25 protein-coding genes are annotated in these 24,721 nt (G+C 38.5%); 13 read left to right on the top strand and 12 right to left on the bottom strand.

Annotated elements, in window-relative coordinates; genetic code table 11:
- Positions 1–16 precede the first annotated feature (16 nt).
- The 5 genes from M9949_09140 (at position 17) to M9949_09120 (ending at position 5,696) form a co-directional block, all read left to right on the top strand.
- Entirely contained in the window at positions 17–343 is a 327-nt protein-coding gene (locus M9949_09140) for a divalent-cation tolerance protein CutA (GenBank protein ID MCO5251569.1), read from the top strand.
- Positions 319–1,080: a DNA repair protein RadC gene (gene radC / locus M9949_09135; GenBank protein ID MCO5251568.1), complete on the top strand. Its 762-nt coding sequence runs from the start codon at positions 319–321 to the stop codon at positions 1,078–1,080. Before M9949_09140 ends, radC begins: the two co-directional genes overlap by 25 nt.
- Complete coding sequence (locus tag M9949_09130) at positions 1,077–2,348, top strand: insulinase family protein (protein ID MCO5251567.1); 1,272 nt, start codon at positions 1,077–1,079, stop codon at positions 2,346–2,348. Before radC ends, M9949_09130 begins: the two co-directional genes overlap by 4 nt.
- Positions 2,349–2,461: 113 nt before the next feature.
- A complete protein-coding gene (gene trxB / locus M9949_09125) occupies positions 2,462–3,403 on the top strand; it encodes a thioredoxin-disulfide reductase (protein MCO5251566.1) in 942 nt (313 codons plus the stop codon).
- Between the two features lie 232 nt (positions 3,404–3,635).
- A complete protein-coding gene (locus tag M9949_09120; GenBank protein ID MCO5251565.1) occupies positions 3,636–5,696 on the top strand; it encodes a M13 family metallopeptidase in 2,061 nt (686 codons plus the stop codon).
- Positions 5,697–5,812: 116 nt separating this feature from the next.
- Here M9949_09120 and M9949_09115 read toward each other — a convergent pair whose 3' ends face one another.
- From M9949_09115 to M9949_09080, 8 genes are all read right to left on the bottom strand, one after another.
- Positions 5,813–6,658, bottom strand: a complete 846-nt coding sequence (locus M9949_09115) for a hypothetical protein (GenBank protein ID MCO5251564.1) — start codon at positions 6,656–6,658, stop codon at positions 5,813–5,815.
- Between the two features lie 279 nt (positions 6,659–6,937).
- The gene (locus tag M9949_09110) at positions 6,938–7,354 is read right to left on the bottom strand and encodes a hypothetical protein (protein ID MCO5251563.1); all 417 of its coding nucleotides are present in this window, start codon (positions 7,352–7,354) and stop codon (positions 6,938–6,940) included.
- 80 nt (positions 7,355–7,434) lie between these two features.
- Positions 7,435–7,644 (bottom strand): type II toxin-antitoxin system HicA family toxin, encoded by a 210-nt coding sequence (locus M9949_09105; protein MCO5251562.1) that lies wholly within the window; start codon positions 7,642–7,644, stop codon positions 7,435–7,437.
- Positions 7,637–7,861 (bottom strand): type II toxin-antitoxin system HicB family antitoxin, encoded by a 225-nt coding sequence (locus tag M9949_09100; protein MCO5251561.1) that lies wholly within the window; start codon positions 7,859–7,861, stop codon positions 7,637–7,639. Before M9949_09100 ends, M9949_09105 begins: the two co-directional genes overlap by 8 nt.
- A 122-nt stretch (positions 7,862–7,983) precedes the next feature.
- On the bottom strand, positions 7,984–8,457 hold the full coding sequence (locus tag M9949_09095; GenBank protein MCO5251560.1) for a hypothetical protein: 474 nt from the start codon (positions 8,455–8,457) through the stop codon (positions 7,984–7,986).
- Positions 8,458–8,792: 335 nt separating this feature from the next.
- Positions 8,793–9,902 carry a T9SS type A sorting domain-containing protein gene (locus tag M9949_09090; protein ID MCO5251559.1) on the bottom strand — a complete coding sequence of 370 codons (1,110 nt, stop codon included), beginning with the start codon at positions 9,900–9,902 and terminating at the stop codon, positions 8,793–8,795.
- Positions 9,903–9,938: 36 nt separating this feature from the next.
- Positions 9,939–11,642 carry an ice-binding family protein gene (locus M9949_09085; protein ID MCO5251558.1) on the bottom strand — a complete coding sequence of 568 codons (1,704 nt, stop codon included), beginning with the start codon at positions 11,640–11,642 and terminating at the stop codon, positions 9,939–9,941.
- 403 nt (positions 11,643–12,045) lie between these two features.
- On the bottom strand, positions 12,046–15,213 hold the full coding sequence (locus tag M9949_09080; GenBank protein ID MCO5251557.1) for a delta-60 repeat domain-containing protein: 3,168 nt from the start codon (positions 15,211–15,213) through the stop codon (positions 12,046–12,048).
- A 262-nt stretch (positions 15,214–15,475) separates the two neighbouring features.
- On the opposite strand from M9949_09080, the gene M9949_09075 reads away from it, so the two are divergent.
- From M9949_09075 to M9949_09050, 6 genes are read left to right on the top strand one after another with little or no spacing between them, the layout of a single operon-like run.
- Positions 15,476–16,951: a S41 family peptidase gene (locus tag M9949_09075; GenBank protein ID MCO5251556.1), complete on the top strand. Its 1,476-nt coding sequence runs from the start codon at positions 15,476–15,478 to the stop codon at positions 16,949–16,951.
- 20 nt (positions 16,952–16,971) lie between these two features.
- Complete coding sequence (locus tag M9949_09070; GenBank protein ID MCO5251555.1) at positions 16,972–17,799, top strand: hypothetical protein; 828 nt, start codon at positions 16,972–16,974, stop codon at positions 17,797–17,799.
- Positions 17,800–17,817: 18 nt separating this feature from the next.
- Positions 17,818–18,960, top strand: coding sequence for an iron-containing alcohol dehydrogenase (locus M9949_09065; protein MCO5251554.1), 1,143 nt, complete (start codon positions 17,818–17,820; stop codon positions 18,958–18,960).
- Between the two features lie 12 nt (positions 18,961–18,972).
- On the top strand, positions 18,973–19,446 hold the full coding sequence (locus tag M9949_09060; protein ID MCO5251553.1) for a hypothetical protein: 474 nt from the start codon (positions 18,973–18,975) through the stop codon (positions 19,444–19,446).
- Positions 19,446–20,111 carry a hypothetical protein gene (locus M9949_09055; protein MCO5251552.1) on the top strand — a complete coding sequence of 222 codons (666 nt, stop codon included), beginning with the start codon at positions 19,446–19,448 and terminating at the stop codon, positions 20,109–20,111. Before M9949_09060 ends, M9949_09055 begins: the two co-directional genes overlap by 1 nt.
- Before the next feature lie 30 nt (positions 20,112–20,141).
- Complete coding sequence (locus M9949_09050) at positions 20,142–21,464, top strand: replication-associated recombination protein A (protein ID MCO5251551.1); 1,323 nt, start codon at positions 20,142–20,144, stop codon at positions 21,462–21,464.
- A gap of 6 nt (positions 21,465–21,470) precedes the next feature.
- Here the strand turns inward: M9949_09050 and M9949_09045 are convergent, their stop codons facing one another.
- The 4 genes from M9949_09045 to M9949_09030 form a co-directional block, all read right to left on the bottom strand.
- Positions 21,471–22,100: a hypothetical protein gene (locus tag M9949_09045; GenBank protein MCO5251550.1), complete on the bottom strand. Its 630-nt coding sequence runs from the start codon at positions 22,098–22,100 to the stop codon at positions 21,471–21,473.
- Positions 22,101–22,207: 107 nt separating this feature from the next.
- Positions 22,208–22,678 (bottom strand): response regulator, encoded by a 471-nt coding sequence (locus M9949_09040; protein ID MCO5251549.1) that lies wholly within the window; start codon positions 22,676–22,678, stop codon positions 22,208–22,210.
- A gap of 97 nt (positions 22,679–22,775) precedes the next feature.
- A complete protein-coding gene (locus tag M9949_09035; GenBank protein MCO5251548.1) occupies positions 22,776–23,411 on the bottom strand; it encodes a S24 family peptidase in 636 nt (211 codons plus the stop codon).
- Complete coding sequence (locus M9949_09030; protein ID MCO5251547.1) at positions 23,412–23,828, bottom strand: helix-turn-helix domain-containing protein; 417 nt, start codon at positions 23,826–23,828, stop codon at positions 23,412–23,414.
- 139 nt (positions 23,829–23,967) lie between these two features.
- Here M9949_09030 and M9949_09025 point away from each other — a divergent pair, with 139 nt between their 5' ends.
- Both M9949_09025 and M9949_09020 read left to right on the top strand, forming a co-directional pair.
- Entirely contained in the window at positions 23,968–24,276 is a 309-nt protein-coding gene (locus M9949_09025) for a hypothetical protein (protein MCO5251546.1), read from the top strand.
- Positions 24,263–24,526 (top strand): hypothetical protein, encoded by a 264-nt coding sequence (locus tag M9949_09020; protein MCO5251545.1) that lies wholly within the window; start codon positions 24,263–24,265, stop codon positions 24,524–24,526. Before M9949_09025 ends, M9949_09020 begins: the two co-directional genes overlap by 14 nt.
- Positions 24,527–24,721: the final 195 nt, after the last annotated feature.

Raw genomic sequence — 24,721 nt, 5'->3', positions numbered from 1 at the left:
ATATAAAATTTAGGACATGGTAAAAAATAAAGATTTCAGAATAGTTTTTGCGACGACAGATAATGAGGATTTAGCCATGCTCATTTCTGAAACTTTAGTCCAAGAAAAGCTTGCTGCATGTTGCTCGATAATCAAGGGTGTGACTTCGATTTACGAATGGGAAGACAAAATTGAAAAACGCAGTGAATTTATTTTGAAGATAAAAACTTCCAATAGCCAACTTGACAAACTTGAAAATAGAATCAAAGAATTGCATAGCGATTCTGTCCCCGAAATCATAGCAGTTGAAATTAGCGAACTTTCCGAAGGATACATGGATTGGATGAACAAGACGATAAAATGATTTCACCAAAAACAGCCCCAATCGACTCTGAAAATGGTACATATAGTCCCAAAAGCCGTTTCACTCCGATTCGGGATTGGAAATCTGACGATAAACCCAGAGAAAGACTAATGATGCACGGACCCGAAGTACTCTCGGATAGCGAATTATTGGCTATCATCGTAGGTTCGGGAACTGTCGGCAGGTCAGCAATTGATATCGCAAGGGAATTATTGAAAAAATATTCTTCACTGAATCATTTAGCTCGATGCGATTTTAGTGAATTCAAAAATATTTCCGGAATTGGAGATGCCAAAGCAGTCAGTATAATTGCAGCATTCGAGTTGAGCAGAAGAATAGAAATCGCCCCTTTTTCCGGCAAAAAAATCTTCCGTTCGCCCGAAGAAATTGCCGAATACTACATCCCGCGAATGCGAGATTTGCGAATAGAAATTTTTAAAGTGCTTTTGTTGACAAGCTCCAATCAAATTTTTCGTGATTTAACTATTACAGAGGGAATTCTGAATTCGAGCGTTGTACATCCGCGTGAGGTTTTCCGAATTGCAATTACCGAGAGTGCCGCTGCAATTATTTTGATGCACAATCATCCGTCGGGCAATCCCGAACCATCAAAAGAGGACATAAAGATTACAGAGCAAATAGTACAAGCCGGAAAAATAGTCGGCATCAAAGTTTTAGACCATATAATTATAGCAGGGGACAAATTCACCAGTTTTGTCTCATTAGGTTTGATATGAAAAACAAGAATAATTTACCAAAAACAAAAACACATTCATTGGCAATTACACGTACAGTTTTAAATAATGGATTGACCTTAGTAACCGAAAAAATTCCAAATGCCGAATCTATCGCATTGGGTATCTTTGTAAATGCAGGCTCGCGAGACGACACTCACGATTTCAGTGGTACGGCGCATTTCATGGAACATGCCGTATTCAGGCACTCGCAAAAGCGAACTTCACGCAGAATAGCAGGTGAATTTGAATCAATGGGTGCTTATACAAATGCTTTTACCTCTCAGGAATATACTTGCTTCTATGTTCGAGCATTGAAAAGGCACTTCCGCAAAACATTGAATATCTTGTTCGACATTACGATGAATCCCTTGATTTTGCCCAAAGAAATCGAAAAAGAACAGTTGATAATACTCGAAGAAATCAAATCTTACGAAGATGACCCCGAAGAATACATCTTCGATTTGGGAGATAAAATTGTATTTCAAAATCACCCCTTAGGCAATCCTATTATCGGTACAAAGGAATCTGTTGATGCTATTGAATCGAACATTTTGCAACAATTCCACAGAGAATATTACAAACCCGACAATATCATAATTACTTTTGTCGGCGATATTGAGCATCAAGTCGTTTTGAACGCAATATCAAGTTTATTCGGCGATTTGGAAGCCGGAAATAGGATTTATACGCGTATCGCACCGGAACCATTCATGCCTATGACTTTGGAGATGGCAAAACCGGTGCAACAATCGCATTTGCTATTGGGCAAAAGAGCAGCATCGCTCAAAGATGAGGACAGAACTGCATTGATGATATTCAACATTTTATATGGTGATGGAATGAGCTCGCGGCTGTACCAAAAACTTCGCGACCGCCATGGAATCGCATATTCGATTTTTTCGACTTTGCAAATGCACTCAGATGCAGGAGTGTTTTATATTTATGCAGCTACTGATACGAAGAAAGTTCGTAAAACTGAGACTATGATTTTCGAGCAGATGAATCAAATACTTGGCGATAAGTTGAATCGTTCCGAAATAAATCGTGCTAAAGAACAATTGAAATCAAGTTTGATAATGGATTTGGAAAGTATGTCTGCCCGGATGCAGTCATTGGCAAAAAATGAGCTTTTAATCGGCGACCACGAAAGCGTTCAAGAAATCATCGAACGAATTGATGCAATCACATTAGAAACAGTCAAAGACACAGCCACGAAATACTTTGGCGATGGGCTTTGGTGCAAGGCTCATATTTATCCCGAGAAATGATAAAGTCCAAAAATCATAATCATATTACAATATTATCATACGTTCATGCGTCCTTAAATGAGTAGAATTAATTATATTTGTATTTTAAAAACAGTAAAATTAAAGCAATAAAAATGGCAAAACATTTTAAAGTGATTATCATAGGTTCAGGTCCTGCAGGGTTTACTGCAGCGCTCTACGCTTCGAGAGCAAATCTCGAAGTTGCAATTTTCGAAGGAATTCAGCCCGGCGGACAGCTCACAATTACAACCGATGTCGAAAATTATCCAGGATTTGCCGATGGAATCGAAGGTCCGGAAATGATGGAAATCTTCCGCAAACAAGCCCAAAGATTCGGCGCAGTATCATTATTTGAAACAATTGAAAAAGTAGATTTGTCCGAACGCCCGTTCAAACTGAAATCCGAAAGAGAAGATTACACTTGCGATGCTTTGATAATCGCAACCGGTGCGACTGCAAAACTTTTGGACATGGAAAGCGAGAAGAAATATTGGGGTGCAGGGATTTCGGCATGTGCCACTTGCGACGGATTCTTTTTCAAAGGCGAAAAAATATTCGTAATCGGCGGTGGTGATACAGCAATGGAAGAAGCGAACTATTTGACTCATTTCGGAGAATCAGTCACATTGGTTCATAGACGCAGCGAATTCCGTGCATCGAAAATCATGGTTGAACGTACTCAGAAAAATCCAAAAGTCAAAATCATCACTGATAGCATTGTGGACGAATTTTTGGGTGAAGAAAACATGGGAATCAAGAGATTGACAGGCTTGAGATTGAAAAATGTCGTCACCGGAGAAATGAGCAATCACGAAGCCGGAGGCTGTTTTATCGCAATTGGTCACAGCCCGAATACCTCGCTATTTGAGGGAATGCTTGACAAAGACGTGAACGGATATTTAATCACAAAAGGTAAATCCACTTACACTAATATTCCGGGCGTATTTGCTTGTGGAGACGTCCAAGACCATGTCTATCGCCAAGCGGTGACAGCTGCCGGTTCGGGATGTGCCGCTGCAATTGATGCCGAACGTTGGTTAGCCGAACAAGAATAAAATTTGATAAAAAGGAGTTGTGTTCCAACTCCTTTTTTATTTTTTTTACATTCAAATCGATACATTAAAGCATTGACTTAAAACCATTTCCAAAATGCTAATCATTCAATATTTTCTGAAAATTGTTTCATATTTTATGCAATAATAAAGCGAGTTGCAAGTTAATATATTGTTAAAAAGTGTATGTTTTATGTGATTTTTATGATTTTATAATATAATAGGATTATTTGTGATGAACAACATCGTAAGATTTATGATTTTTATTTTAGCTTCTGCAGCATTTGTAAGTTTGAATTCGTGCAGTAAGGAAGAAACGACGAAAGCGGAGGAAGAGATGGCAGTAAAGGCAGTAGATTCGGCAAACTTTGATTTCAATATTCATCCCGGAGATGATTTTTTCAAATATGTAAGTGGCGGTTGGATGACAAACAATCCAATTCCGGAATCAGAATCGCGTTGGGGTGCTTTCGCAATTTTGAATCTTGAAAATCAGACAAAACTCAGAACATTATTTGAAGAAGCCGCAAGTGGCAAACACAAAGAAAAAGATTGGGTTAAAATCGGTGACTTTTACTCATCAGGTATGGATACCGTTGCAATCGAAAAAGCGGGAATAGAACCACTCAAACCATTATTTGAAAAAATTGATAAGATTGCATCAGTTCAAGATTTGCAAACAACAATTGGCGAATTATCCTCCTACTCGATTCAACCAATTTTCTACTTCTATGTAAGTGCCGACGATAAAAATAGCACAATGAATATTGCCGGATTATACCAAGGTGGATTGGGATTGCCCGACAGAGATTATTACTTCCCGAAAGACGACAGAACCAAAAATATTTTGTCCGAATATAAAAAGCACCTTGGCAAAGTTTTTGAAATTTACGGCTTAGAATCAACGGAAGCAAAAAAAGCATCTGATGTGATTCTCAAAATTGAAACCGAAATTGCGAAAGCTTCTTCAACAAAATTAGAACTCAGAGACCCTGTTAAAAATTACAACAAAATGCAAATTCAAGATTTGCAAAAATCAAGTCCAAATTTTGATTGGTCGCTCTATTTCAAAAATCTTGGAATCGATTCACCTACAGAAATTAATGTTGGGCAGCCAAAGTTTTACAAAACAGTCAGCAATTTGATGAAAAAAACATCAATTGAAGATTGGAAAACATTCTTGAAATGGAAAGTGATTAAAGATGCTTCACCATATTTGAACGAAGCATACGTAAATCAAAATTTTGAATTTTACGGAAAAGTCCTAACCGGAAGCAAAGTTAATCAAGACAGATGGAAAAGAGTTTTGAACGCTACAAGTGGCTCGCTTGGCGAATCAGTCGGCAAAATTTATTCCGAAAAATATTTTCCTGCAAAATCGAAAGAGAAAATGTTGGATTTGGTTGACAATCTTAAAATTGCATTGAAAGAACATATCCAAAATCTTTCGTGGATGGGAGAAGATACCAAAGCAAAAGCATTAGTGAAACTCGAAAAAATCAACGTCAAAATTGGCTATCCCGACAAATGGAAAGACTATTCAAAAGTTGATGTTTCGAGAGACAATTATGTAATGAATGTGTTGAATGCGAGCAAATTCGAAATGGACGAAATGCTGGCAAAAATCGGCAAACCCGTTGACCGCTCAGAATGGCACATGACACCACAAACAGTCAATGCTTACTACAGCCCCAACATGAATGAAATCGTGTTTCCTGCGGCAATTCTACAGCCACCCTTCTTTTACCCTGATGGCGATGATGCCGTTAATTATGGTGCAATCGGTGTAGTAATCGGGCACGAAATGACTCACGGATTTGATGACCAAGGCAGACAATTTGATGCCGAAGGCAATTTAGTTGAATGGTGGACAAAAGAAGATGCCGACAAGTTTAACGAAAAAGTGAAAGTGCTTGTTGACCAAGCAAACTCATTTGTCGTAATCAACGATATGAAAGTGGACGGTGCACTTACTTTAGGCGAGAACATTGCAGACCTTGGCGGCGTAACGGTATCGCTCACGGCACTAAAGAAAGCATTAAAAGGAAATGTTGAAACGCCGGCGATTGACGGATTCACACCTTTGCAAAGATTTTTCATATCCTATTCGCAAGTATGGCGCCAAAACATCCGCGAGGAAGAAGAAATGAGAAGATTGAAAGAAGATGTCCACTCTCCGGGAGTCTATAGAGTAAACGGTACATTACCAAATGTCCCTGAATTTTATAAAGCTTTCAACATCACAGAAGCAAACAAACTATACATGCCAGTTGAAAAACGCGCCATAATTTGGTAATATTGATGTGCCATTGGTGTGATGACTCACATCAATGGCACTTTCTTTTTGTGTTAAACGAGCTAATTCCCCTCTTGAGGGGTGGCAGCTTGCTGACGGTGTTGAAATAATTCATTTTATTCGTCTTTTTTTATCTTAGTTTTTTCAATTCCCAATACCGCTTTAGCATTCAGCGTGCTTACAACTTTTTTTCTTGTTTTAGATTCTAATTCTTTGAGCGCTACTTTGGCTACATTACCACCTTGCCATGCTACTTTTTTGCTCTCTTCAAAATCTTTGGGTTGCACTGCCACTGAAATATCTTTAGTAGAAGCCTCGGCAAGCATATTCAGAATCAACTCAGTGTTCGTCATATTGTCGCGAAGATTTTCCTTTTTTAAGCCTTTTAATACTTTGTATTCTTTGGTGGTTTTGCCTGCCCAAGCTTTGGTGATAATGTCCGTTAAAGTAGCAAATTGCTGACCTTCTTTCAAGCCACGTTGTTTCCATTCGTCTGTTAGTTCTTTGCGTATTTCTATGCTTTTCAGTCGTTGATTAATCCAGCTTTCAGAATATCCCAATTTTAGATACTGCTCTAAAGCTCTGTCAATACTCAATTCAGGGTCTTGCATTTCATCTAATCTTTCGGATGCCACCTGCGCCAACCATATTTTAAAAGGTTCTGCTTTAGGCGAGGGAATGCTTTGAATCAAGCGAAATAGTTGCTCGGTGTCGGCTACATCGGTCATTCGCATTTTGCCATCAGGGGCAAGCATTTTCAAGTGTCCGATTTTTTCGGACACTTCACTTCCTTCTTTTTTAATTTTCGCTTTTAAGTCATTCCAATACTTTCTGGGTCTATCAGTATTGGTTAATATTTCAATCACATCAATGATAGAAACATACCACTTCTCTTGCTCGGCATCCCAAACCGTGCGGACTTGTTTGTTCTCAAATAGTTGTATGGACTCTTTTTTACTCATCTACTTCAGTATTTTGTGATAAAATCAATTTAGCAAATCATTATTTCATTAAACGCCATCTCTACAAACTTACAACTAAGACTTGAAAAATGCAAATTGATTTGTAACTGCTGTTTCCCTTCCCAAAAAAAAGTTTACGTAACAGCCGTTAACCACCTCTTGAGAAGCTCCCAGCCGTGCTATCGTGGGGGGCTGACGTGGGTGGGGCGATATGGGTGTGGTTGGATAATCTTGAAACCGTCGTTTATATTTTATGATTAACCATTATAATGTGCGATATCAATAAGAAGCACTTTGCCCTGAATTCATCACTGTGTCTATCTCCTTTATTAATTCAGGCAGAAACGTTTGGTTAGTTAAATATTCAAATTCTAACATCCCTGTAAACATTGCATTATACAATTTAGAATGTACTTTTATTTGTCCATTCTCCTGTAATTCAAAATGCATCTGAAAAGAATTTCCTATTGGTTCAAAATAAAATGATTTCCATTCTCCGTCGTAAAGTTTCTCTAAACATTTTTTCAAGTTAAGGAAATCAGACTCTTCTCCATCTAATGTTGTTTCAACTTTAAAGAACTCAAATTCTATCGACAAATCAAAAACAACACGTTTAAAATATTCATAATACTCCTTCTTCAGATTGGAGATTTTCAATATCTCAATATTGTTACCGTTTTTAAAAGATATTTTCATTTACTTAAAAACCTTGTTCTTGTAATAAATTCTCTATGAAAAATAATTCCTCTTTCATTTATTCCAGTTTGAAAGGATGCCTAATCTACATTTCTGTTTTCATCCACCAAGTCAACAACTGATTTTACAATCTTAGGATGCAAATTCTTGCCGGAATGATAAGGTATCACGAACCTTTCCTTATCTCTTCCATATATTCGATGGCTACCCTTTGTTCTCATCAATGCAAAACCTAAAGCTAAAAGTATCTTTTCAGCCTCTTTTGCTGTAAGAATTGGTAGCTTAGGCAACTGTGACCTCATAAGAGGTTGAAAATATGTTTTTACTCAGCAGTGGCGGCAGGTCTTCAGAGCTTATCGTTTCAAAATACAAATCTATTGCTTCCTTAATATTCTCATAAGCTTCATCGTAGGTGTCACCTTGGCTCTGACAGCCTTTGAGGTCGGGGCAATAAGCATAGAAGCCGTTTTCGTCTTCTTCGATTATAATTGTTAGTTTCTTATTCATGACGTTCCTTTTAATTATCTAAATTCACAACGATTTTTCATATTGAATATTATATGCGTCTGGACAAGGCTTATCTTGCGACACTGCAATCAAACAAAGCGATATAACTAAATATAATTTTTTCACCTAGTTACACTTGATATTTCAGCTAAGATAATTTTATTTTCAAGTTCAAAAAATACAAAGACAAGTCTATTATAGCGCCCGGTTTGGTAAATGCTAACTCCTTTCGCGTTCTCATATAAGATTTTCCCTTTTCCATCACTAAGAGAAGTTCTACCAAACCATATAATTTCTGCCTCATTACCATCTTTGTTTTTTTTAATATAATCAATAAACTCCTTATAAGTATAACCTGTCATATTAAAACCGCCCTTATCATAGAACTCGCTTGTCTCTATGATTTCCTGCATTTTATCAGGATTGTCAAGGATTTTTTGGACAAATTCTCTTTCTTTTTTGAATTCACTCTTCAATTTCCAATATGCGGGTGTGAATTTGTACAAGAAATTGCAGGAGCTAAGAAGAAGTACAATCGTAAAAGAAGCTATCAAAAATAGATTCTTCTTACTAATATCCTTTGATGAAATTTTCATTTTCATTCTCCACATCCCGATATTTTGCATATTTTATTTTGCAAACATATAAAAAAATGGAATATAATCTAAATTCAAATTGAAAAAAGGCTCGTCATAATACCAGATGTGCCACACCTGCCAGGTGTGGCACATCTAGAAGAGCAATTTTCCCATTCCCACGGTTAAAACCGTGGGCTATGTTTTTGTTCATTTCCCTACCCACGAATAAATTCGTGGGCTATGTTTGTCAATGTATTTTAGGACGAGACATTATTTCAGACCTTCCCAAATACAACAAACCCTTCCGGGACTTTCGTCAGGAAGGGTTTGTTATAGTATTTATAAAAAATTGCTTAATCAACGATTACAAATGAACGGACAATTGAGAATTTATCGGAAAATAATGTGTAGTAATACACTCCACTTGCAAGTTTAGTAGCTTTATCGTCTGTCGAGAATGTTACTGTGTGTGTGCCCGCATTTTGGAAACCATCAACAATAGTTGCGACTACATTTCCAAGCATATCGGTAATATTCATTTTTACATAATCTGAATTTACCAAACTATATTGAATTGTTGTCGTATTTGTGAATGGATTCGGGTAGTTATTCGATAATGTAAAATTACGCGAATACTCGTTATCCATAACGCTTGTTTCTGAAAATATCAAATCGTTTTGGAGTACCGGGAATAGCTGATATCCATTATAAGGCGAATTCATACTTGATTGACTAAGAACGCCTACAAAGGTTGCTGATTCGAGGAATGGCTGTCCTACCATATATGTATCTTCATTACTTCCTATGCTGATTGTAACACCATTAGAATTGTCTGATGGGTCAGTAATCTGGTATAGTGTTGCAGCTCTGAAAATATTATCTCCTACATTAGGTATAGTCAGGTCAACAACAGTAATCAAGCGACTTTCGTACATCTCACCATTTTGCATAATTTCTTGCAATGTTACTTTGATAGGATTCGGCATCGTATTAGAAGATGATAATATTTCATATCCTGTCAAATCGTCGCCGTGTATAACAGTCAAGTGGTTCATCTCAGATAATTTACCTTGAACACGAATTCTATCTAGCATTCTAATCTCGTTAATTGCAACATCATAATGGAAGTCGCCTGAAGATTGAAAAATTGTGATGCCACCTGTTTCATCTTGAATCCGTGTATATTTGCCAAGAGTACGTGTAACTATACCCTCAATTGCAAATTCGGTACCCGCAGGAAGTGCTTTAGCATCGCTTATCGAGATAACATATTCGCCGATTCCGGTAACATTGATAATGTCAATTCCGGCATTGTGAGTAAATTGGATGAGTGCATCCACTTTTCCAACAACTGTAGGAGCAAATGTTATATAAAAAGTAAGTGTATCATTTGGTGGAATAGTTCCGCTTGTGGGCGAGATAAAAAATTGATGACTATCAGAAAACAAATCTGAGATTATCAAATCTGCATCACCTGTATTAGTTACCGTAACACTTAGTCATTGTTTTTGCTTACCAAATAACACAGTTCCAAAATCAAGAAATGTTGTATTGATAGTAAATTCAGGATGAGACTTCAATTTACCTGAACCACTGACCCTAATTGAGTCAGATTCATTCGCAGCATTATGATTGAAAAATATGAATCCCCTTTTCAGACCTTCGGAAGTTGGTCTAAATGTGATTTCGACTTCCATTGAGGAATCAGGTTCAATAGTACCGCTTGGCGATGAAAATGTAAATTGGTCACTATCTGAGAATATACTCGAAATTAGCAAATCAGCATCACCGGTGTTTGTAATAATAACCGACCTCTGTTTTTGTGAATTCACCAATACTGAACCAAAATTGATATAAGTTGTGTTTAGGTAAAATACCGGATTGGTGCTCTCTGTACCGCCGGTACCTACAACTCTCACTGAATCTTTCAGATTGGTAGCATTGTGAGTGAAATAAATATACCCGGTTTTCAATCCGTCAGTTGTCGGTGCGAATGTAACAGCAAACTTCATGTTCTTACCGGGCGCAATTACGCCGAATGTTGAACTAACAGTATATGATTCATCGGAAGATGTCACACTACTTATTATAAGATTCGATGTTCCCATATTTGTTACTGTTATTGAGTCCACTTTTTGAGAACCCGTATTCACTTTCCCAAAGTATAATGTACTCGGTTGGGCACTAAATATAGCAGATGAACTGCTACCTTTTACACTCACCGAATCCTTTTGACCTTCATCATTATGATTAAAAATGATATAAGCAGTTCTTAAACTATTCGACAAAGGAGCAAATGTTACATAGTATTTTATTGAATCACCCGGTGCAATTGTACCATTAGTAGGCGTTACTGTAAACACTACATTTGTGCTTGTAACGCTTGAAATAATGAGGTCTTCGCCACCTCTGTTTGTTACCGTTACAGAATCCATTTTAGTTTGACCGTTGCTGACATTTCCAAAATCCAAACTTGTAGGATTTACCGAAAATATAGGAGGATTTTCTTCCTCTAAATCCGGGTGCTTTGTTGTGACGCCGGAAGCCATAGTTACAGAAGCACTAAACGCTAACGCTCTGCCATCTAATGATGCACCGGTACCAAGTGTAACTGATTGGTCAGCCAAAATTGTACCTTTCATTGTTGCATAAGTACCTATAGTAGCGGATGTACCAACCTGCCAAAAAATATTTTTTGCTTGTGCACCACCGGCAAGGATAATTTTGATACCGCTTCCTATATTAAAAGAGGTGGCAATCTGAAAAATCCAAACATCGGACGAACTTCCCGTTAATGTTAGGTCTGCTCCGGTTATAGCTGCTGACGATGTGAATTTGTATAGTCCGGCAACGAGGCTTAAGCCACCCATATTGCCATCGCCCGGATTGAGGAAGTCGCCTGTAGGTACAGGAGTTCTGCCTGCAGCATCGTTGTATGCAGTTGTCAAATCGCTTTTCGCTGTTTGTAGTAATGTAGCATTCTTTACCGAACCCGCAGGACCGGTATCATCAACAACATATAAAATCCCATCAACATTCGAGCCATCAAATCCCACTATGAAACTTCCTGCTGCCGGGCTTAAACCAACATTGCCTTTAATAGCAACCGGTGGAATGCCTGTAACTGTTGAGCCCGCTAAAATTACAAAATCTTCCATAGAACGAAGGTCCAATGCAGGAATCGAAGTTGCTTTCGTATTCATAGTCAATCCAAAAATCAAAATTGCTCCAAGGAGACGTAATGAATTTGTACATATCCTCGCTAATCTGAAATTTTTTGTCATAATCCATACCCCTTAAATAAATTTGTATTACTATCTATATGATAGTTTTGCTTATGAATCTTGTGAAACGGACTCATTTGCATTTCAAAGATAACTCATATATCATGAAGCATCTTACATAATTCTATATATTTCTTATACTTATCACATCTTTAGGTATGTTTTTTTTGTAGTATTTCAAAGTCCTTTTGGCAAAAATCACGCTAAGCTTGAATGTGTTAGATTATGAGGAAAATAAAAAAACCCGATTAGATATCGGGTTTTATTATAAATTGAATAAGATTTTGATTATTCAAAAATCTTTGAAATGCAATTTGGAGAATCAATTATCAGGATAAACGAGAGTATCAGCTTGGATAATGAATAATTGGTAGCCTTGACCGGGCGTCATGTCTCCAATAGTATTGATACCAAACTCGGGATAATAGATATTACCGCTATTGTCTTTGACAATCACTAAATTATTGTCATCGGTAATATCTTCCAAAGCGATTTCAATGTTCATAGCAGAATTACGCAAATAAGCAATCTGATTCCAGCCGGCAGTTAGAGTAATTGGATTTTCTCCGGGAAAGACGGGCAATCCGACTACGGCGAGAGTAGCTGCAGACTTAGTATAAACCGAATATCCTTCCTTGAAGTTCCAATTGCCGATTGTATTTATTTCAAATTCAGGGAAATAAATGTTTCCGGCATTGTCTTTCACAATTTCAATATCTTCGTCAATATCGGAAAAAATATCTTCCAAAGCAGGTTCGGCAGCAAATATATTCAATGAAATCAAGTTCCAACCTGTGCCAAGCTGGATTTCTTGGATGATATATTCCATAGTTGTAAACGTGAATGGTGCCGACCAAAGTCCGGGACCACCTTCGTTTGAAGCACTCATTCTCCACCAGTATTGCGTAAGTGAGGCTAAAAATCCACCGGGCAATTGGAAAGTGGTATCGCTAATATTTGAAATTGTGGTTATGATATTTGTAAAATCAGAGTCCGACGCAATTTCAATAGAATAACTCGTTGCTGTCAGAGCTTCGTTCCACACAAATAAAGGTGCCAAATCAACATCTTCGGCTTCGTCTTCAGGATTGATTAGCTCCGGAATATCTGGCGGTTCAATTTGAGTAACAAAGGAACGCACTTCCGACCAATCTGAATTTTCTTGCGAATTTTTGGACATTACTCTCCAAAAATATTGCGTTGAATAGTCCAAAATTGAATCCGTCAGAGTGTATTGAACTGCAAAAACATCAATATCTAACAATAATGGATTCACAAAATTGGCATCGCTACCGATTTGCAAACGATAATGAGATGCGTAAACTGCGGGTTCCCAAATAAAATTATTGATAATTGGCTGGTTAACTGCATTATTAACAGGTGATACTAATATAGCAATTTCAGGAATTTGAGTATAATATGATAGTGAAGCATAATTTGGCGAAAGCGAATTATCAAAACTACGGAAATCGCCACCCGAATAAATTGCATCGGGACTACCAGCGAGAGCATAAACGGGTCTGTCGGGATTTGGCGTCCAAGGCAAAATATTTCCGAATAAATCAACAGCAGCAAGATTGAGGAAATCCTGCCCGGAAAGTTTTGTAAAATCGCCACCGATGTAAATCACATCAAATGGTTCGTGGTAGCCATAAATTGTCCAAACAGTATTATCGGGCGACGGATTCCAATCTAATAATGAGCCGTCTGCGTTGAAAGCAGCTAACCGGCTTCGCGAGGTACCCATCACGCTACTGAACCAACCACCAAGATAAATATTCTCTTTATAATATAGTATGCTTAGAACAACGTTATTTGCATCAGGGTTGAATGACATCAAATTGCCATCCGAATCTATCGCTGCTACACGATTACGTTGGCTTCCGTTGACCATTGTAAAGAAACCGCCGATATACACATCGCCATCGTTGACGTCTAAACAATAAACTGAAGCATTTGGAGTGCATGTCCAAGGAGTAAGCGCCCCGTTGGTATCTAATATTGCTACATATTTACGGTCAATATTATTGATTTTTGAAAAATTTCCGCCTACATATATCAAGTCATTTTTAGCTTTTACTGCGTAAACAGGAGCGCTCGGATTGATTGAAAATGGACTGAGCGTGCCGTCCAATCTTACTGCGGCTAAATATTTACGATTTATAGCACCCAATTTTGTAAAATTGCCGGAAATATAAATATTGCCGTTCATATATGAAATTCCCGAAACGTCAGCATTCGGATTAGGATTCCACGAAGTAAAATTGCCGTCTGCATCAATTGCAGCAACGTAATTTCGATTCACGCCTCCCAAACCGGTAAAATTGCCACCAATAAAAATATCGTCACCTATCTTCGAAATTGCTAATCCTGTACCATTAGATGATGGATTCCAATCCGAAAGAGAGCCATCATCATTGATTGAAGCAAATCCCGCACGGTCTTGATTATTTACTTTGCCGAAAGCTCCTGCGGCATAGAGTTTATCGCCCAAATAATCAACAAATAACACATTGCCATCTGCTGCCGGCGTCCAATTTTGGAGAACTCCACTCATATCGAAAGATGCCAAATACGAACGATTCAAATTATTAACTTTGGTAAATCTGCCACCTATGTAAATTTTGGAATTTTTTAAGGATATTGATTCGACAACACTATTTACGTTTGGAAACCATGGTTCGAGCAATCCGTTTGTCTTAACTATACCAAGTCGGTTGACAGTTTCGCCTTTGAGTCTTGTGAAAGCACCACCAAGATAAATTTTATCGCCATCAATTTCAATAGTACGAACGAAATTATTTGCTTCCGGATTCCATGAAGCAAGAGTCCCATTGATGCTCAATGCTCCTGAAAAGTCTCGTTTGACATCATTTATATAACGAAAATTACCACCGGCATAAATAGTATCATTTACAATAGCAATCGAAAAAACTTCATCATCAATTTTTGGTTTGAACGTAGTAAGATAGCCATTCAAATCTATGCAAGCCATATAGCTGCGAAATTCATTGTTGATGCCTTGGAAAGAACCGCTGACATAAATCAAATTGCCATATTTTACCATATCATAAACATAAGGGTAACGTCCGATATCAACGCTCGGCGCCCACGAAGTCAAATTTCCGGAAGCATCAATTTGTGCGAGCCTGTTTCGCTCGAAGCCACCAACTCTTGTAAATTCTCCACCAATATACCAACCACCGTGACCATCCGGAATAGCAATATTAACTTTGCCGTTGATTTTTGGGTATCCGGGAAGAAATTCGCCTGTATCGCCATCAACGATAGTACCACTTCCTGTCAAAAACGAAATTTTGGTGAAAGTGCCGCCTACATAATTGGTTCCATTGTGATTGACGATAGCCCTTACAGTGCCATTGAAGGCAAGATTCGAATCAAGTAGGTAATTTGATTTGGCATTTTGTGCCGGGTAAAATAGTAGCAGTATGCTTGTAATTGCAATGGTGATGCAGCTTTTTATCAACACTCGGATACTCCGCAATATTTATTATCGTCAATTTCAACTTTTAAATTGCATCTAAAGACGATAATCTTCGTCTTATAGTTACAGATTTTCAAATATAGCAATTATTATTATGATTATGAAGAATATTTTTGTATTTTTTTTTCAACACAAGCTATTAATAATCCTATCACTTATTGTGATTTCTACCTCCGAATGCTTCCCACAAGAAAATAGAAACGAACTAATCAACTTTCAGTCAGCAAAATTAAGATATATACTCGAAATGGCAGAGAAATATCATTTCGATTCGCTCGATATTGTTGCCGCTTGTGACAAGGCTTTTTCAAGTTTGCTGAAAGAATTCGACCCGCAATCAGAGTATTATTCCAAGGAAATGTCAAGTTACATTCGCGAACGCTACAAAGGAGTTCTTGTCGGCATTGGAGTAGATTTAATCGTAATTAGCGATACGGCTACAATTGCCAATGTTGCAGAAGGTAGCCCGGCTGAGGCTATCGGTTTAAGAATCGGCGATAGGATTTCGGCAATTGATTTGATTAGCACAGTCGGAATGAAACGAGAAGATGTATTGGCACTCTTGCAAGGTGACGAAGGCACAAAGATTGATATTGAAATACGGAAATTCCCCACAAGAAAAATCGAAAAGCATAGCATTTCGAGACTTAAATATGATTCGCCAAGTGTGGGAGCCAATTTCGTAATCGCCGGAACTCGAGTCGCTTATATTTTACTTAATAGAGTTTCGGAAAAAACGCCAACAGAGTTCGCCGAAGCATTAAACGAACTGAACAAAAGTGATTACGATTATTTTTTGCTTGATTTGCGAAATAATCCCGGCGGTTATTTGGGGCAATCTGCTCAAATTGCAGATGAATTTCTGGAAAAAGGACAAATTATTTGCCGAACACAATCAAAAACACCTGAATATGATTCAGTTTTTGCTGCTTCAGGTAATGGTACTTTGAAGGATATGCCACTTGTAATTATGATGGATTCAAATTCTGCTTCCGGTGCTGAGGTTATAGCCGGAGCGATGCAAGATAACGACAGAGGCTTAGTTGTGGGAATGTCATCATATGGTAAAGCCTCGGCACAGAAATTTTTCAACATTGCCGATAGTTCTTCGTTCAGGATTACTGTCGCTCATTATGAGACGCCACTTGGACGTGCAATCCAGAAAAATTTGACTTCGGCTGAAACAGTAGAATTAGACCAATCAGCAAGATTGCACATGGACGATGAGAAATTTTCGCAAATAAACGAAATGATTCAAAAACATGGCGGAAAAACTAATATGCCGATTTTCAAGACTCCCAAAGGACGTACAGTCATTGGCGGTGGTGGCATTGTCCCCGATTATTTCGTCAATTATGATACAACAACGACACTCACGAGAGTCCTGAGAGCAAAGGCAATTATGATGACTTGGGCAATGTATTTTATCGAAAATAATTACGAAAAGTTCGAAAATGAATATAAAACTTTTGAATTGTTCGATAAAACCTTTAATTTTACAAATGATGATATTGTACATTTTGCAAACTTCTGTGTTGCCAACAATATTTGGAACGCAGAAATGTTTAAGATTGACAGAAATTACATATTATTTCACTTAAAAGCATTGATTGCATATGTGAAATGGGGCTCGAACGAATATAACAAAGTTATGGTAAGGACAGACCCGTTTGTAAAGAAATCAATCAAAATTATGAATGAATCTAAAGCATTAATTAAATAATTATTGAAGGTATAAGATATATGTCGAAAAGTAAAAACATCCTTTTGTGGGTAATCGCTGTTGTGTTCATGGTTATAATTGCCATTTATCAGCGTTCAACCGGACCAACTTATCCTGCAAAAGGCAAAGTGGAAATTAGCGGTACAACGGTCAACTTCAGCTTACCAAGGAGTTTTGGCGACCCGGGAGATTGTCCGGTTACAATTGTGAACGAAGACCGTTCGATTATCGGTAAGATGAAATACAAACGCTTCAAAAGCCATGACGAATGGACAATTGTAGATATGGAGCGCCGTGGCGATACTTTGATTTCGTATATTCCGAGCCAACCACCTGCCGGTAAGGTGCAATATGAAATTTTACTCGGCAAACAAGATGATTTGCTCAAATCAATCACAAAAAATGATGTAGTGATGCGATACAAAGGTTATGTGCCTACTTATTTCCTGATTCCTCACGTTTTGGCGATGTTTTTGGCAATGGTATTTTCTACCCGTGCGGCTCTTGAAGTGCTTTTCAAGGGAAATAATGTGTTCAAACTCGCACTTTGGACTACGATATTATTTTTCATCGGCGGATTTTTGCTTGGTCCGATTATTCAATGGTATGCTTTCGGGGATTTCTGGACCGGGCTGCCATTCGGAACTGATTTGACCGACAACAAGACCCTTATTTCATTTGTGGCTTGGTTGATTGCACTCTGGAGACTAAAACGACATCCTGAACAAACTTGGTGGGCATTGATTGCTGCCGGAGTATTGTTGGCAATTTATCTGATTCCGCACAGCGTCATGGGGTCAGAGCTTGATTTTACAACTGAAACTCCAACACCGACAAATAAATTTTAAGTGGAAAAATAGATAATAATGGATAATTTTAAATTTCACAATCCTGTTAAAATCATTTTCGGGCAAGATACAATTCGCGAAATTGGCTCCGAGATAGATTCCTATGGTATTTCGAAAGTATTGATTTTGATGGGTAGCGGTTCAGTGAAAAAGAACGGAGTTTACGAGCAAGTGACTGATTCGCTCGAAAAGTTCGGAATTGATTATGTCGAACAATGGGGAGTAACCCCCAATCCCGTACTCAGCCATGCTGAAGAATCTCTCGAAATAGCTCGCAAAGAACAAGTTCAGGCGATATTAGCAGTTGGCGGTGGCTCGGTCATTGATGAAGCTAAAGCTATAGCCGCAGCATATTACGCTCCTGATATTTGGTCTTTATTCGAAAAAACTTACAAAGCGACTAATGCTCTGCCGCTGTTTACAGTGCTGACTTTGTCAGCTACTGCAAGCGAAATCAACTCATTTTTTGTATTGACAAATGATAGGGAGAATAAAAAATGGTCATGCGGCTCGCCGCATGTCTATCCCAAAGTTTCAATAATTGACCCAACAGTTCAGAAACATTTGCCAATAAATCAAACTATAAATGGCGGCGTTGACACACTTTCCCATATTATGGAATTCTATTTCATGGGCGAGAATGAGGAATCCACGCTATCAATCAACGAAGCATTGATGCGGACTGTTATCAAATCGGTAGATGAATTAGTGTCAGACCCCTTGAATTACGATTGGCGGGCAAATCTGGCTTGGTGCAGCTCTCTTGCATTGCAAGGTATCACCAGCGTTTCGATGGGTGGTGGAGAATTTGCATGTCACAGAATCGAACACGCAATTAGTGCATTGTACCCAACTGTTGCCCATGCAGAAGGTTTGTCGGTGCTTTTTCCGGCATGGATTGAATACGTAAGTTCGCTCAAACCGCATATTTTCGAGCGCTGGGCTAAAAACGTTTGGGAAGTAGATTCAGTCGCGGCAGGAATCGAAAAAATGAAAGAAAAATTCAAATACTGGGGAGCGCCCGTTTCCTTGAGTGAATTAGACATTGAACCGGATGAATTCGAGAAAATCGCCGAAAATGCTTTATTGATAGGCGAAGTCGGGAAAATCAAAGAATTCAATAAGCAGGATATTATCAACATTTTGAATATTGCACAATAATTTAAGGGATTTATGGCAACATTTTCTATTGAAAGCAATGGCAGATTGGAAAAAACCGCAATTTATTATAATGGTGAGCAACTTTCGGGATTGAAAGAACTATTTCTGAACTTGGACGAAGACGGCACTTATGATGCAATCATACAATACGAAGGTACAGACAAGAAAATCCATACAAAGGACATATTTTTCGATTACTTCGATAATGTCAAAGTTACTCCTGCAGTTTTTACTGCCGAAGAAGCGAAAAGTTTGAGATTATTTACTATCGAAAGCGATGGAATCATAGACAATACAGAGATTTTTTTAGATGAAGAACAACTCGACGGAGTTGTAAATATATTTATTCATATCAAACCTACCGAAAACAAAAGTGGGCTAAAGTCGTTATTCAATAAAAATTCCATTCCTGATTTGGTCGAATTCAGAGCAGAAATAACCTTCAGGAATATGGATAATACATTAGAAACAGAGGAGATTTTTTGATGAAGTTTATCATTTTTTTTGTTGTAGCATTTTTCATAAATATTAGCATTTCCTTTTCAAGTACCGATTTTCAAAGTACATCAAATTCCGATTTCAAATTCAAATTTTCAGTTCCAAATTTTGGGATTGATTTAAATTCATTCGATTGGCAAAAATCATTCGAATCACGTCGTGGTGGTAGTTTCGGGCGTTCTCGCGGAGCAACTCGAACGCGTTCGAGCAGAACCGGCACTCAAGCAAGGTCGGCACCTGTTAATAAACAAAAGCAACCATCATTTGGTGGTCAACGCATGACCAGCCAGACTGCCCAAGCAAGGTACGGAGCACCGAGAAGAACTGAATCTGTTCGTACAAACAATGCAGCCGGTGGGCAGATGGATTACCGCGTCAATCATTATGGTGGATTTTCGAGCTCATTGATGACAGGTTACATGTTGGGCAATATGGCTTGGTGGATGACTGCTCCGGCGTTCTTTTACACACGACCTAATTACGTAGAAAACGAGGACGGCACAGTTGACGTTTATCCGCCAACATTCAATTTCGGAAGGCTATTAACCATTGCGATTGTGATATTTGCCATCGTTTACTTCATCAGATTTATGAGAGTGGCATCCCGACAAGCTCGAGAGCGAGAACCACAGTCTTATTCATCATTCGGTTGAAATAAGACCGAATAAAATAAACCAACAAAAATGGATGAACTCTTTGCATCGGCGGAATCATTAAGCGACAGCGTTTCTGTTCCGCTTGCTGAGCGCATGAGACCCAAAGCATTAACCGATATTATTGGTCAAGAGCATCTACTCGCCGCTGACGGTGCGATTACTCGTATGGTCAAATCGGGGAACATTCAGTCAATCATATTCTGGGGACCTCCCGGAGTCGGGAAAACGACTCTTGCATACGCAATTGCTTCCGAAAGTGACTACAGATTTTTGCGAATTTCCGCAGTAGAAGCCGGAGTAAAAGAGTTACGAGAAATCATCAACTCCGCACAAGCCAATAGGTCTCGCGGCATTCGGACTATATTATTTATAGATGAAATTCACAGATTCAACAAGTCACAGCAGGATGCCTTGCTTCATGCAGTGGAGCGTGGCATCTTAGTTTTGATTGGTGCGACGACAGAAAATCCATCATTTGAAGTAAATTCAGCCCTACTCAGCCGTTGCCGAGTCTATAAATTATCGCCTTTACAAGATACGCACCTGAAGGAATTGATTACTAAAGCTATCACCGAAGATGCGGCATTTTCAAAATTCAATATTACGATTGCAGATTGGGAAGCGATTCTAATTCCATCAGGTTCGGATGCGAGAACGGCACTGAATATTTTGGAATCGGCAGTCGCTTTTGTTGCAACCGAATCCGAAACTGATGTAGTAATTGACAGAAGTGTAATCGAAAAAGTAATCCAAAGTAAAGTTCCACTTTACGATAAATCGGGCGAATCCCACTACGACACAATCTCTGCATTTATCAAATCTATGCGTGGCTCGGACCCTGATGCTGCATTATTTTGGATGGCAAAAATGCTCGAATCCGGCGAAGACCCGAAATTTATCGCTCGACGAATGGTAGTATTTGCAAGCGAGGATATTGGCAATGCCGACCCAATGGCATTGTCGGTAGCTGTATCGGTTTTCCAAGCTGTAACTTTCATTGGAATGCCCGAATGTAGCATTAATTTGGCTCAAGGAGTAACTTACCTTGCTTCGGCACCCAAATCCAATGCTTCATACCTTGCAATTAACCAAGTTATGGGCGACATTCGCAATGGAATTGACACAACTGTGCCGATGAAACTGAGAAACGCTCCGACTAAGTTCATGAAATCTGAAGGGTACGGCAAAGACTACAAGTACCCTCATGATTTTGAAGGACATTTTGTTGAAGAAAAATATTTCCCGGATTCGCTAAAGCCCAAAATTTATTACAATGCCACAGAAATTGGTAAAGAAGCCGAAATAGCTTTACGTCTTAAATCACTCTGGAAACACCGCAACAACAAATAGTTACGGCTATCTCCACTCTTTATCAATTACTGTTATACGGCTTGGATATGTAAGTGGACCAATTGCTGTATTTACAGTTGGTTTGATATCAAGTTTGACTTTTGCTGCCGTACCGTTTACTCCCCCAAGTGCTAACGCCAAATTCATGAGACTTTCATAGCCACGATTGCCAAAGAATTGCAGCAAGTCAAGCGACATCGATAAAGGAATAGTCACAGATTGTCCGGTGCCGGGAACGCTGATTGGTGCTTGAATATCGCCTGCAATAGTCGGAACCTCGTCCAAAATCAATCTATAGTCCAGCCCTGCGATTGTGGCATTTGTTTTTTGAGTTTTATTTGTGCCGTCGTTTGGGTTTAAAGCGTTTAGATTAACGACAAAAGTTGCCGGAAAGCTTTTTGTAGCGAAAGCATTAGTTAATTTCAACCCATCACTGATGTTGAAATCGGTTACTGAGCGCTTGCTTCCCAAATCAATCCCCACGAGCCGGAAATTAGTAACATTATCGAGCTTGAATTGCAATTTGGAGACATTTGCGAGCGTGTTGGAAATGTCTTTGATTGCATTGCAACCTTGAAAAATGAAAGCCGAAAGCACAAAAGCTAAAGCTGTCAATATTATCACATTTTTTTTCATAATTTCACCATTATAGTTAGTTGATACATCAGTATGACGAATCAATTTGCAAAATAAAAAAAGACCAACAAAAATATTTCGTTGGTCTGAATCAAATATGTGAAATTTTACAGTTCTAAAGCTTTCTTAGCATCATCTTTCGAGATTTTGCCGTCCACTAAATCATTTAAGAGGCTCTTGTACTTATTAAGTTCTTTGTTTGCCAGATTCAAATTAGTCATCAATTTGACTTTTGCAACAAGTAACTTTTCTTCGATTGGTTTGCTCAAGAAATCGTCGCCACCGGATTCGATAGATTTTAATTGATTCGGAATATCATTTAGAGCGGTGACAATAACCACGGGAATATGTCTTGTGTCGCCGTTCTCCTTTAATTTGGAAACCGTTTCGTACCCGTCCATTCGTGGCATCATCACGTCTAAGACTATGGCGTCGGGCATTCTTGCATCCACTTTCTCTAAACACTCAATTCCGTCAAAAGCCTCACCGGCTTCGTATCCATTTGCTTCGAGATAGCGTTTAAGCAATTTCGTAGTTATTTTGTTATCATCTACAACTAATACATACGGTCTGTTCATTAAATTTCCCTATCTGTTAAATCAATTTGGTTCAAAAGTAAAAGTTTTTGGTATCAAAATCAAATGTAATATAAATAAAATTTAGTTATACACAAAATTAAATTTTACTCAGGATGTGTTTGACAACACCTTTTATTCTGAATTTGTGGTGCGAATTGATTATAATCGGTTCATAATCAGGGTTTTCAGAAATAAGATGTACTACTCCACCTATCACTGAGTAACGTTTGACGTATAGTTTGCCATCAATTTCAGCGATTACAATCTTACCGTTTTCAGGAATTTCAAATGAATTTGCCAATAAAAGGTCACTTGATTTGATTCCGGCTCCAATCATCGAATCGCCCACAACATCGCAAACGACTAAATCTGCTTCCGAAATTCCAACTCTGTCGAATAAGTCTTCGTTCGTAGTTTTGAAATTTTCAGTTGTTGTTGGGAAATATTCCAAAATTCGATGCCGTAAATCCGGCGATAAATCCTGGAAACCGTGATTGAGCGTGTTTATGTCCGGTGCGAATCTTCCGGCTACATTAATTTCCGATTCAGCCGTTTCAATGGCAAGTTCAAAATTTTCGAGCATACTTTTGTTAATTGCAAACTTATGCAGTCGCTCGAGTTCAAGCTCGGCGTGTTTGAGCCCCTTCAAACTGAGCAGATAATTTTTCCTGACCTCATTCATGAAGCTGATTTCATCTTTGTCATAATCCCGAACTTCGTCGCTAATTGCCATCTATTTATCCTTCTCCAAACGTCCGGCAGAGACTTTATAAACATGCACGGGCTGTTTAGATTTAAGGCTATCAAAATCGCCCACAAATTCGCTTAACATTGCAATCGTTTTGCGGTCAGTGATATAGCCGTTTTCGAGCCGATAGAGCATTTTAGCAGCAAAATCTTTACCTGCTTTATTTGTTGCAAAGCAGGAACCTTCGCCGGTGATGAGATAAATTGGATTGATGCCCCTATTATACAGCTCATAGAGTAATCTGATGGGAATCGAAGCCCTGCCAAGCTCATAATTCGTGATTTTATCGCGCGTTTCGCCAAGCAAGAAAGCAAACTGGTCGGCAGTCAATTTGCCGCCTTCGTTGAACACATTGCGTATAAGCCGTAATCGGCGCCCTACTTCATTATTATAATCATTCATAAATATTTTCTAAATTTTTTTCTTGCTTATTGTGTAGATTCTACATATTTTTGTTTCGTAAAATATTTACATAATGTGTAATAATTACATATGCAATATAAAGCATTTTTCTTAAATATCAAAATTTTTGGAGTAAATTATGTCAAATACTCATTCAATCGCGGATTCACTCGATGTCAGTGACGGGCTTATCTTAGTGCGGCTGGTGTGTCCGGCATCCACCCGGCAAAACGATGAACTTGAATTAGAGCACGCAATCGCACTTTACTTTCTCGGGAAAATGGTCAAATTGCTGACCGAGAAAGGCTTCATCGAAGCGAGCAACGCCGACGACCTCATATTTCTATTCGAGGACTACATGGAAAACAACACAATCTTACGTAACGACAATTTTTTGTTAGATTCTAATAATTTTGAAGAAGAGGAGGATTTTTATGGATGTTTATGATATAATCACGATTGACGAAGTGACGCCCGACATGCAGCTGCTGGCAGATGTTTGTGGCGAAGAAGCAATGCGCCAAATACTGCGTCATTTGGGCGGAACACAATTCTACATCCCAAAGATGAGCAAATTTGACAGATTTGTAATCAGATTCTACAATCAAAACAAGGACAAACCCCTAAAATACACCGCCATCCAACTCGGAGTCTCCGAACAATACCTCCGAAACAAAATCGCCGAAATGAAGGCGTAGGACTGAATACAACAAGAAATCCCCCTTTGGCAAAGAGTGAGCTTGCGAGCAGGGGGATTTGTCTTCTTAATCCTAAAATACCTTGGCAAACATCGCCCACGGTTTCAACCGTGGGCGATGTTTCTCAACCAATATTTTTTTCTTGGAAATCAATTAATTTTTTCGTAATGTTGAACTTGTGAATTAATTTATTTG

It is taken from the genome of Candidatus Kapaibacterium sp. (genome assembly GCA_023957315.1).
Classification (GTDB): Bacteria; Bacteroidota; Ignavibacteria; order Kapaibacteriales; family UBA2268; genus PGYU01.
This window is presented reverse-complemented; position numbering and strand designations above follow the sequence as displayed.